Origin of the sequence: Dolichospermum lemmermannii CS-548, from assembly GCF_028330815.1 — a bacterium.
Taxonomy (GTDB): Bacteria; Cyanobacteriota; Cyanobacteriia; order Cyanobacteriales; family Nostocaceae; genus Dolichospermum; species Dolichospermum lemmermannii.
Window position 1 is genome coordinate 1 of the sequence record NZ_JAQMTJ010000055.1, and the last position, 11592, is coordinate 11592.

11 protein-coding genes and 1 tRNA gene are annotated in these 11592 nt (G+C 39.1%); 5 read left to right on the forward strand and 7 right to left on the reverse strand.

All coding sequences use genetic code 11. The annotated features are described in order from the left end of the window. The first annotated feature begins 303 nt into the window (after positions 1-303). Complete coding sequence (gene purU, locus PN450_RS02650; protein WP_148762613.1) at positions 304-1158, forward strand: formyltetrahydrofolate deformylase; 855 nt, start codon at positions 304-306, stop codon at positions 1156-1158. 115 nt (positions 1159-1273) lie between these two features. On the opposite strand, the gene moaC is transcribed toward purU, so the two are convergent. Further along, the gene (moaC, locus tag PN450_RS02655; protein ID WP_271835345.1) at positions 1274-1768 is read right to left on the reverse strand and encodes a cyclic pyranopterin monophosphate synthase MoaC; all 495 of its coding nucleotides are present in this window, start codon (positions 1766-1768) and stop codon (positions 1274-1276) included. Positions 1769-1805: 37 nt separating this feature from the next. Here moaC and PN450_RS02660 point away from each other — a divergent pair. After that, positions 1806-1879, forward strand: a tRNA-Arg gene (locus PN450_RS02660). A gap of 246 nt (positions 1880-2125) precedes the next feature. Here the strand turns inward: PN450_RS02660 and PN450_RS02665 are convergent. The 4 genes from PN450_RS02665 to PN450_RS02680 all read right to left on the reverse strand — a co-directional run bounded on the left by PN450_RS02665 (position 2126) and on the right by PN450_RS02680 (position 6643). Then, complete coding sequence (locus PN450_RS02665) at positions 2126-3349, reverse strand: MFS transporter (protein ID WP_271835346.1); 1224 nt, start codon at positions 3347-3349, stop codon at positions 2126-2128. 44 nt (positions 3350-3393) lie between these two features. After that, on the reverse strand, positions 3394-4410 hold the full coding sequence (locus tag PN450_RS02670; protein ID WP_271835347.1) for a glycosyltransferase family 2 protein: 1017 nt from the start codon (positions 4408-4410) through the stop codon (positions 3394-3396). A gap of 165 nt (positions 4411-4575) precedes the next feature. After that, entirely contained in the window at positions 4576-5961 is a 1386-nt protein-coding gene (locus tag PN450_RS02675) for a hypothetical protein (protein ID WP_271835348.1), read from the reverse strand. 1 nt (position 5962) lies between these two features. Further along, positions 5963-6643, reverse strand: a complete 681-nt coding sequence (locus PN450_RS02680) for a C40 family peptidase (protein WP_271835349.1) — start codon at positions 6641-6643, stop codon at positions 5963-5965. Positions 6644-6879: 236 nt separating this feature from the next. On the opposite strand from PN450_RS02680, the gene PN450_RS02685 reads away from it, so the two are divergent. The 3 genes from PN450_RS02685 to PN450_RS02695 all read left to right on the forward strand — a co-directional run bounded on the left by PN450_RS02685 (position 6880) and on the right by PN450_RS02695 (position 10422). Beyond that, complete coding sequence (locus tag PN450_RS02685) at positions 6880-7818, forward strand: serine hydrolase (protein ID WP_148762603.1); 939 nt, start codon at positions 6880-6882, stop codon at positions 7816-7818. Between the two features lie 470 nt (positions 7819-8288). After that, a complete protein-coding gene (gene tftA, locus PN450_RS02690; RefSeq protein ID WP_015081208.1) occupies positions 8289-9635 on the forward strand; it encodes a hormogonium tapered terminus morphoprotein TftA in 1347 nt (448 codons plus the stop codon). Positions 9636-9762: 127 nt separating this feature from the next. Then, a complete protein-coding gene (locus tag PN450_RS02695; protein ID WP_271821056.1) occupies positions 9763-10422 on the forward strand; it encodes a rhomboid family intramembrane serine protease in 660 nt (219 codons plus the stop codon). A 132-nt stretch (positions 10423-10554) separates the two neighbouring features. Here PN450_RS02695 and PN450_RS02700 read toward each other — a convergent pair whose 3' ends face one another. Next, positions 10555-11031: a DUF1499 domain-containing protein gene (locus PN450_RS02700; RefSeq protein ID WP_271835350.1), complete on the reverse strand. Its 477-nt coding sequence runs from the start codon at positions 11029-11031 to the stop codon at positions 10555-10557. A 286-nt stretch (positions 11032-11317) separates the two neighbouring features. Further along, positions 11318-11592, reverse strand: a 275-nt coding sequence (tnpA, locus tag PN450_RS02705; protein WP_271835351.1) for an IS200/IS605-like element ISAsp6 family transposase, incomplete at its 5' end; no start/stop codon positions are given.

An 11592-nucleotide genomic window follows, 5' to 3' on the forward strand; every position in this document is an offset into this window, starting at 1 on the left:
TCAAACAGAAACGAAAACCAAATGTTAAGTTAATTGTCGCGCCTTTTCCTGATCTCCAGCGGGGGTCTGACGAGTTTTTTTTCAATAATTATCCAAAAACCGCTTGACAAAAGACTTATAGCCTTAACTTGTCACCAATGGTATGGGAATGGATTCTAGAAGGCTCTGCCTTCATTATAGTCGGGGCAATTCTAGAAGGTTCTGCTCTCAATTATAGTCGAGGCAGAGCCTCTGTGATAGCATTCCCAGTCAGAGACTGGGAACGAGATTTCAAATAGCAAAAATTATTATTTCTTATTTTCAATGACAAAACAAACAGCAACTTTATTAATTTCTTGTCCAGATCAAAAGGGATTGGTAGCCAAATTCGCCAATTTCATCTATGATTATGGTGGCAATATTACTCATGCAGATCAGCATACAGATTTTGAAGCTGGATTATTTTTAACTCGCATAGAATGGCAATTAAAAGGATTTAATTTACCAAAAGATTTAATTGCTCCCGCTTTTAATGCTATTGCTCAATCTTTAAATGCAAAATGGGAATTACACTTTTCTGATACTCTTCCCCGCATTGCTATTTGGGTAAGTCGTCAAGATCATTGTTTATTTGATTTAATTTGGAGATATCACGCTAAAGAATTTCATGGGGAGATTCCTTTGATTATTAGTAATCATCCCCATTTACAACCAGTAGTTGAACAATTTGGCATTGATTATCATTACATACCTATTACTAAAGACAATAAACAAGAACAAGAAGCTAAACAACTAGAATTACTGCATGAATACAAAATTGATTTGGTAGTTTTAGCAAAATATATGCAAATAGTTAGCGCAGATTTCATTGAAAAATTCCCGCAAATTATTAATATTCATCATTCATTTTTACCTGCATTTATTGGTGCTAATCCCTATCATCGCGCCTTTGAAAGAGGAGTAAAAATTATTGGTGCAACAGCCCATTATGCTACCCCTAACTTAGATGCAGGACCAATTATTGAACAAGATGTAGTGCGGGTAAGTCATCGGGATGAGGTAAATGATTTAATTAGAAAAGGGAAAGATTTAGAAAGAATTGTGTTAGCAAGAGCGGTAAGATTGCATTTACAAAATCGCGTTTTAGTTTATGGAAATAGAACGGTAGTTTTTGAGTAAATTTATAATCATAGGTAGGTTGGGTTGACGCAAGGAAACCCAACATCCCAACTCCCAACCCCAACATTATTAATGATTACGTTGGGTTGCACTGTCGCTTAACCCAACCTACGCCCTATCCCCAATCTCCAGACTTTCCACCTGTCTTACTGACTAAATGAATTCCTTCAATCTGAATTGATTTTTCTAAGGCTTTAGCCATATCATATAAAGTTAAAGCGGCAATAGATACCGCTGTTAAAGCTTCCATTTCCACGCCAGTTTCCGCTTTGGTTTTCACAGTGGCATCAATTTGATAACCAGGTAGTTGAGCATCGGGGATAATCTCCACAGTGATTTTCTGTAAGGGTAAGGGGTGACAAAGGGGAATTAAATTAGCTGTCTGTTTAGCAGCCATGATTCCCGCTAACCTAGCAGTTGCTAAAACGTCCCCCTTGGGGGTGTTACCGGCTTGAATAGCGGCGAACGTCTCAGGTAACATTCGCACCTTACCAGTGGCTAGAGCGTGGCGAATGGTGGCGACTTTGCCTGATACATCAACCATTTGAGCCTCTCCTTGGGCATCCAAATGGGTTAGTGGAAAAGAATTTGAAAAATTAGCTTGCGTCATTGGGAAAGTATGTGCTATTATTAAATTCGTGGGTCAAGGGTGTGTAGCTCAGTGGACTAGAGCACGTGGCTACGAACCACGGTGTCGGGGGTTCGAATCCCTCCTCGCCCATTTTATAATTAAAAATGCACAGGTTCCTTTTTTGGAGTTTGTGCATTTTTAATGGGTTGAATAAACGAACCACAGAGGCACAGAGAACACAGAGAAAGAAGAAATAGAGCAGGTTTTTGCGTCAGTTTTGGGATATTTTTTTATTTGGTAGTTTCTAACAGAGATTTGGTGACAAATATCGTAGAGACGTTCCATGAAACGTCTCTACAAGGGTTGTTGATAATCCATATCTAATTTTTGAAGATATTATTTCACAGCATAGATATCTTCTGTGCGACCAAAGGCAAAACGTAGAGATTGAGGGATATTACGACTAGACTGGGTAAGGAAGATGATCATGGCTATCACAGTTAAACCCGTAGTCAAACCAAACATATTCCGATAACCCAGGGTTTCGGCAAATGTACCAAAAATTGGACCAGCTATAGCTAAACCGATATCAAATCCCATTAAGGAAGCACCAAATATTCTCCCGCGTTCATGGGGTAAAGCCCTATCTGTCATTAATACAGAAATCATGGGAATGAGTGTACCAGAAGCAGCACCTTCCATCAATGCTCCTAATAAGAACATGAAAGAGTTATTTGCTTGCCAAACGCAGATGATAGAGAGTGTATAAGCTATTAAACTTATGGTAACAAACAAACCCCGACCATATCTATCAGAAGCTTTACCACTAAATAATCTACAACTAAAACTGGAGACAGCGGCAGCAGAGAAAAAGAAACCTGGATTTAAATCAACGCCGGTTGATTTGATAAATAGGGAGATAAAAGTATGCAAACTACCTAAAGTCAAACCACTCAGCAATAAGACAATGGCCGGAATTCGCACGCGAGGACTAGTTAATATTTGCCAAAAGTTATCATTTTTGCTGTTATGTGGTTTGGTGATAATAGGTGGATTGACAATGGGGATTATACATAATAAACCCATGCCACCTAAAGCCGCAGATGATAAAAATAACGGAGTATAACCAGCGCTTGCTTGCAAAAATCCCCCGATAGCAGGACCTATTCCCACACCTAAAGGACTTACCAAACTCATGTAACCGACAACTTCACCGCGACGGTGTTCTGGTGCTAAATCGCTGACTAGGGCAATGTAAGCTGTGGCAAAAGCAGCGATACTAATGCCATGAAAGGAGCGAATTATCATCAGGGGAATAATTGATTTGACAAACAAATATCCCAAAGGAGCGATCGCTGCTACGGACATTCCAATCAATAATACTATTTTACGTCCTCGTATATCTGCTAAAGCCCCCATTGACGGGCGACATAGCAACATCCCAATGGCAAAGCTACCCATAACAATGCCAATTTCTTGTTTGCTTGCACCAATATGTTCAATATATAAGGGTAAGGTAGGCAATAACGAAGCCAAACCTGACCAGAAAAACAAACCCGCTGCAAATAACATGAGCAGGTTTTTTCGCAGATTAGCGTCAAAAGTATCAAAGGCTTTCACGGCAGATGCAATAATGCAAAAAGTATTATTTCTCTATTGTTACGTTACTTAATATTTTTCGCCACAACTTCCCGCACCCGATAGATTGGTCGTCCTTGAGATTCATGATAGGTCCGCATCAGTAATTCTGCCAAAAGGCCGAAGCAAAATAGCTGTACTCCTGTTACTAACAGCAACACTGCCAAAATCAATAAAGGACGGCTACCAATATCTACATGAAAAGCCAATTTGATAACAGTCAAATATATACCTATTCCTCCCCCAGAAACCATAGAAATTAAGCCTAATAGCCCAAAAACGTGCATGGGACGGGTGAGAAACTTCTTCATAAACAGAATAGTTAATAAATCCATCAATACCCGGAACGTCCGCGATATGCCATACTTACTTTGTCCAAAGCGTCGCGCATGATGACGGACAGGTACTTCTGTAATTCTCGCCCCTTCAATATATGCCAATGCAGGTAAAAAGCGGTGTAGTTCTCCATAAAGATTCATATCTGCAACCAATTCAGATCGATAAGCTTTCAAAGAACAACCATAATCATGAATATAGACGCTTGTAGCCCGACGAATTAACCAATTGGCGATTTTAGAAGGAAGCAACCGATTTAATGCCCCATCTTGACGATTTTGCCGCCAACCACTGACTAAATCATAACCTTCATCCAGCTTTGCTAATAACATGGGAATATCAGCGGGGTCATTTTGCAAATCAGCGTCTAAAGTCACAATTACTTTAGCGGTAGCATAATTAAAACCCGCAGACATAGCCGCAGTTTGTCCATAGTTACGTCGCAAAATGATCGCTTTTAAATCAGTGCGCGTTTGGGCTTGTGCTTTGAGAAATTCTGCTGTACCATCACTAGAACCATCATCTACACAAATAATTTCATAATTCAATTCACTAGCGGTGAGAGTCGCAGAAATGGCTTCTAGTAATAAGGGTAAACTTTCGACCTCATCTTTAATAGGGACAACTACAGATACATCTAAAATTGGTAATTGGTAATTGGTGATTGGTAATTGGTAATTGGTGATTGGTGATTGGTGATTGGTCATTGCTAAATAGTTGATAACTGATGGTTAATTTTACATGGTTGAGGAATTGCAAATAAAAAAATATTCACTTTATAGCGTGTATTAGAAATAATGGTAGTTTCTAGTAAGTATTTATTGCTAATAGCGTCCTATTGTCCTCTAGAAATTGTTTAGAGTAAAGTCAAATTATTTCCAAGGTACGTATTTTAAATCACCAGAATAGCCTACTTTTTGTATACGGTTGAAATAAGACTCGTTATAGTCGCATAGCTTTAAGATTACCATCTCGACATACCATAGCCCAAGTATCCAAGCTTCTTGTATAGCTTCAGCACTAGTATTAGTAAATCTGCTGCGATTGTTAGGCTCTGAATGGATAATACTGTTTCTTAATTCAACAAAGGCATAAGCTCCATTATTATTACTATGATGAAGCTGGCTTTCAAATTCTGCTAATTCAATAAACTCAGATGGTATATCCTGCGGAATACCACATTCTTTAAGAAGCTGATTTACTTTTCTTGAAGTTGACCTGAATCTCCCTCTATTAAAATCTTCTTCAGTAATACTGCCCTTTTCTACTAATTTAATCCATGACAGAAGCTCTAAAGCAGCTTGTGCCAAAATAATTGAGTCTTCTGTACCACCCGCATTTCTATTACTTTGCAAATACCGATAAATAGCCAATTTTGCTGATTCACCCCAAGCTTGCCACCATTGCCAAAAACCCGGAAAAGCATTTTTAAGGCTTGTCCCTGGCACACTCCAAGCCCAGGAATCTACTGATTTCCAAGGATCTGAATTTGATGAAGTCCACTCCTTCCACACTTCCTCTTCAGTCACATTGTAGCCTACTAGAAGAGTTGGAGAAACTCGAAATCCTCGAACAAATGAAAGAAAATAGGAAAAAGCTTCTAAGAAATCACGCGCTTCATTAGCTGCGAAAACTGTTTGATCATTTTTTTCAAGTTTTCCTACATGGGTAACGGCATAACCTCCTTGAAATTTTAGGGGATTTAATCTTTCACTTACTCTATCAAGCTGGTCTATAGTTACTCTCCAAACCCCAGCCTCAAATACAACTCTTTCAATTACAGTTTTGCTGAAATTTTCTGAAACAAATACTGACTTACCAGAACCAAATAATTGATGAAAGTTGGTTAAGTGAAATTTGATATATGCTAAATAATTTCCTGAACCAATTATAATAGGTTCTGTTGGTCTTCCCCAAACTTCTATTGAATCCTGAGTTTGATTTAATGTTTCGTTAAATCTTGAATTTCTATCAAATCGGGAAATACAAACCTTCACTAATCCTTGAATCTCTGTCAGTTTTAGTTTAGTCTCACCAGTATCATAACCAATTAATGATCTATTACTAGATAACTTAAATTCAATTTGAGGATAGGGAAACCATTTGAGATATACTTCGCCATTTCCTTGGGTGATTCTTTGATTTTTCTCAATTTCTAGTTCGCCTTTGTAGAGTGAAATTGGTTCGTTAACTTCCCCAAAGGCATAGGCTGGTCTCAAAGCAGCAGGAAAATTATCCCACCATTCATCATCTTTCATTTTATCTCACCTGTGGTTCATAACTTTTCACAACTCTACCAGCACCGCGTAATTGTTGATAATAAGCCTGACTAACTTTATTCCCTTGTTCTGAAAGTTGGTCAATACCAATACCGTTGCGTCCTTGATCTTTTCCTGAACTGTGAATATAGCAATTATTACCCAAATATAAGCCTACGTGGGTGGCTTTTTGAGGAGTACCAAAAAAGATTAAATCCCCTGGTTGTAATTCTTTAATATCAATTGTTTGGGTAAAAGCTTCTTGCTGATAAGCGTCTCTTGGTAGCCAAACGCCTACGGATTTAAATGCTGCTTGCATTAAACCAGAACAGTCATAATTAGGTGCAACTGTGCCACCCCAAAGGTAATAATTGTCTTGTGCTTTTGCTGCTTGGGTAAAAGCGATAACTGTGGGTATGTGTTGTTGAATTTCTGCGGTTGAGATGAATTGGGGTTGATATACTGTTTCTGCGGGTTGGAGAAACTGCAAATCTTCAAGTGATAACCATCCGGGATAATCATCTTCACATAAACAAACTTCAACTGCTGTATCTTGATGATTTGATGTTATTCGTAAATGTCGTCCTGTTGCGGCTTGGGTGGATAAACTTATACATTCAGGAGAATCATAGAGATTCAAGTTAGTTAAACATTGATATTGTGCTAATTTTAGATTACTCATTTTTTGGGGAAATAATTTAAAAGATGTTTTGAAAGTCTATGCAATGTGTAATTCGTCATTTTGTTGATCAAGAGTTTTATGAGGATTGCAAGTTTGATTAAGTTTTGTTAAATCAAATATCATATTAAATTACCTAAAATTAGTTTAATTAGATTTCATACCTCAGCAATTATACAGGTAATGATAGAATGAAGCTAGAAACTAGACTCTGAATACCATAAGGACATTATTCACAAATGGTTTTTTTTAATCAAGATCAACAACTAGAAAATATCGGTAATCAAATTGTAGAGGCAACTTGGGCAGAGTTTCCCACTTTAGCAGCAAATCAAATTGCTTTGACTTGGGTTGTCTATGATCCTCCCGCACCAGTGAATACGGGTGGTGCGCTGACTCCTAACGCTTTTTGGGAACATCCGGTGCGGGGTTTTAGCTATCGGGGAGGAGAACGGATTTATCCGGCCAGTGTGGTGAAATTATTTTATTTGGTGGTGGTGCAAGAATGGCTAGAAAAAGGTATGAGTCAGACTTCGGGGGAATTAAACCGGGCTTTGACGGATATGATCGTTGATTCTAGTAATGATGCTACCAGTTTAATTGTGGATATCATCAGTGGGACTACTTCTGGTCCGCTGTTAAGTCCTGGTCCTTTTGAAACTTGGAAATATCAACGCAATATTATTAATCGCTATTACCAGTCCTTGGGGTGGGAGGAAATGCAAGCAATTAATGTCTGTCAAAAAACTTGGGGTGATGGTCCCTATGGCCGGGAAAGGGCTTTTTATGGGGAGATGTTTGAAAATCGGAATATGGTGACGACGGATGCGACTGCGAGATTATTACATAGTATCGTGGGTGGGGTGACGGTTTCTAGTGAGCGATCGCAATCTATGATGAATTTAATCAAACGTAATATTAACCCTGATGACTTACCCCAAGATGTGGAAGAAGACCAGGTTACAGGCTTCTTAGGCGGTGGATTACCTCAAAATAGTCAAATCTGGTCAAAAGCAGGTTGGACAAGCACAGTCCGCCATGATGCGGCTTATATTGAATTACCAGATCAACGTCCTTATCTGTTGGTGGTGTTTACGGAAGGGAAAGCACAAGCTAAGAGTCGGGAAATTTTACCTTTTGTGTCTGGAAGAATTGCAGAAGCGATCGCTAATTTATAAGAGCATCCGGTAAGCGTAAAACGAGCGCGGCTTGGCTCCCTGAGATATAAGCGACACGAGGGATTTTAATCCCTGTGGTATGTTAGAATTAAATTGTGAGTAAGAACAAAAAACATCTATGTGTTGAAGCATCCTAGTACGGAGCAATCCCGGCTTCTATGAAACAACGGTTAGGTTCAAGTCCTAACGGCAGTATGACTTAAAAGAGCGAGTAATGGCAGGGTGTGGAGCGTACCGAGTCTTGGCTTAGTGATGGATTCTGAAAACATTGAAAACAATAAAAGTAAGCGCAATTTCAACACCTTGATTGGCAGTTGTTTTGAGCGTCTAGGCGGCGTTTGGCGGTCGCAGCGAGATTGGATTGGGCTAAACCCTTAATCTAATTCTGTCAGTAGAATCTCAGTGGCTTGGCTCCCTGAGAGTGTCAAAGAATTGCAATTGCCGGGACTTAGCAACGGAAATAGGTAAAAATGGGGCGGATTTTTATTTCTGCGGCACATGGTGGCACAGAAGCGGGTAAAAATGACCCCGGTGCGATCGCTGGTGGCACAACGGAAGCAAAGGAAATGATTCTTTTGCGAGATTTGGTAGTGACAGAACTCCGCACCCGTAACGTAGAGGTTTTAGCTGTTCCTGATGATTTGAGTGCGGCTCAAACCATCGCTTGGATTAATGCTCGTGCTAATACCAAGGATGTAGCGCTAGAAATTCAAGCCAATGCTGCTAATAGTCCATCGGTGCGGGGAGCAAGTGCATTTTATATTGCCAAAAATGACCAACGCAAACAAAATGCCGAAATGGTATTAATGGCACTTTTGCGTCGTGTCCCCCAATTACCAAATCGCGGAGTGAAACCAGATACAGATAGCGGCTTGGGTAATTTACAATTTTGTCGTCAAACTGTGATTGGAGCTTTATTACTACAAGTCGGTTTTTTAAGCAGTCCTGAAGATCGGGCTTTATTACAAAGTCGTCGTCGTGATTTTGCCATCGGAATTGCGGAAGGACTGACTACTTGGAATCAAGCAAATGATCCTCAGCAACCAACGACCGAAAATTATTCTAGCATTAATATCAATATTAATGGACAAAATTACGCTGAACAAGGAGTATTAATTAATGGGAATGCTTACATCCCAATTGATTTAGTAGATCGGTTACGGATTGATATTTCCAAATTAGCTAATTTACGCCGAATTACCTATCGCCAAATAGTGTATATTAAAGCTGTAGAACTTCGAGACTCTCATATTTCTATTGATTGGGATAGTGCCACGCGCACAGTAAAATTACGCTCAATTTCAACAGTTTGTCCTGGACAAATTGAGCAACTTATCTCCAATGGTAATACATCAGAAGTACAGCTACAACTATTTCTAAAAACCAATAATGAAACCGCCATTACCCAGTTTCCTGATCTTCCTAAACTATATCGAGAAGAAGCAACAATTGAAGGCATAAATCATGATATTGCTTTTTGTCAAATGTGTTTAGAAACTGGATTTTTACGGTTTGGTACTGACATTAAATCCCAGCAAAATAACTTTGCCGGTTTGGGTGCAGTTGGTGGTGGTGCGGAAGGAGCATCATTTCCCAGCGCCAGAATTGGTGTCAGAGCGCATATTCAACATTTAAAAGCCTATGCCAGTTTAGAACCTTTAGTCCAACAAGAAGTAGATCCTAGATTTCGCTTTGTGACTAGAGGAGTTGCGTCGTCAGTTCATCAATTGTCAGGGCGCTGGTCTGCGGATTTAGACTACGGAATTAAAATTACAGCTATTCTCAGAAGACTCTATGAATCAGCAAATCTTTTGTAATTAGGGAACGGGGAAACAGGAAACAGGGAATAGGATAAAAATATTCTTTATTCTTCATTTTTCCTTCCTGAGTCCTGACTCCTCAATCCTGTTATAGTGCTATTAATGATGATTTGGAACAATATTTGTGTTTCCCCTCTACGATGACAACCCCACCCGAATTACTCCATATTTTACCTATGGGTTAATTGGCATGAATGTCCTAGTTTTTCTCCATGAAATAAACTTGTCAAATCTACAACTAGAACAGTTTTTTCAATTGTATGCGGTAATACCGCAAGAATTAACCATTAACTGGAGTCGAGAGTGGACAACCTTATTTACATCACAATTTTTGCATGGAGGTTGGTGGCACTTAATATCCAATATGGTCTATTTGTGGGTATTTGGTAACAACATTGAAGACCGCTTAGGGCATTTTAAATATCTATTGTTTTATTTAACCTGTGGTGCTATAGCTGCTTTATGTCAATGGTTTATTGGTATGTACTCTGCTGTTCCTTCCTTGGGAGCAAGTGGGGCAATTTCTGGAGTTTTAGGTGCATATTTAATCTGGTTTCCTCAAGCAAGAATTACCACTTTAATCTTTTTAGGTTTTTTTATCACCACAATTAATGTTCCTGCATTAGTGATTATTGGTATTTTCTTTGTGCAAAATCTCATTTCTGGTTTTGCTAGTCTCCAAGCAGCAGCTAATATGAGTGTAGAAACGGGAGGAGTTGCTTATTGGGCGCATCTTGGAGGTTTTGTCGTCGGGAGTATTTTTGCACTGGTGAATAGGGAATAGGGAATAGGGAATTGGTGATTGGTGATTGGTGATTAAATCCTTATTTTCATCCTGTTAATCCTTAAATCCTGGACATCCTGATAGCGAAGCGTGGCGTTAGCCATTTCTGACAATATTCTGACAATTTTCATATTAAATATTCAAATCTCGTAAAGCTAAACGAATTTGCTCTAAGCGAGTGCGGTTGACACCAAAATCAGAATCTCCCACACGAGAAGAAGAACGAATATGAATAACTGAATCATTGCTAGGAAAATAAAATTCTACATCATCAACGAATTTGAAAATGCGACTTTTAGAAATCGCATGAATATAATTATCTGTTTGTTCTATAACTGTAGTGCGGGGAACAACCGTGAGAACTTTGAGTAAGGTTTCTCTAGCCTTATCTCTTGTTACATCATAAGTGATTGGTGCAATAGCGTGTTTAGCATCAGCATTTTGACTGACAACACAGTTAGGGGAAGTTGGACAAGGACGAAGAGAACCTGATTCAATTCCCAAGTTAGAAGCCGAAGCAGTTGCAGGAACTATGCAACTAATGATCAGAGTTAGAAATACTGAAAAAATAATATTCCGTAGTCGGGCGATTGTTGTTAAGTTGGACATAATCAGTTAATTACTATATTCTGTGATTTAAGATATATTATCAGCTTTTGATATATTATTGTCTGAATCGGGCGCATATAGTCGCTGGGGAAAGTACCAATGTACTTATACTGCATTCGGGTAAATGGGTAGCCTTTCGCTCACCATCATGAAATAATATGCTTGTAGTTCATTTCCAGATTCTATTTATTCTCATAAGAATACCCGGTAAGTGGGAAACGAGCGCGTCTTTAGACCTGAGAGGGAAGCGGCGCGAGCGGTTTTAACCGCTGCGGTATTTTCTGTATTATCCGTGATGCGGATCTTCAATATATTTCCTCACCGATTCACTACTAACATTCCCTGCGGTGCTTACAAAATAACTACTTGTCCAAAGAGACGGTAGTTTTTTTAATTGGGGAAATTCTTTTCTCAGGTAGAAACTAGAACGCCCTTTAAATGCCTTGATAACTAAATGTGGGGTGTCTGTAGGCTTGACGCTAATAAATAAATGGATATGGTCTGGAGCTACTTCTAAGGCTAAAATATCCCAACCTTTTTCTATGGCCAGTTCAGCAAAAA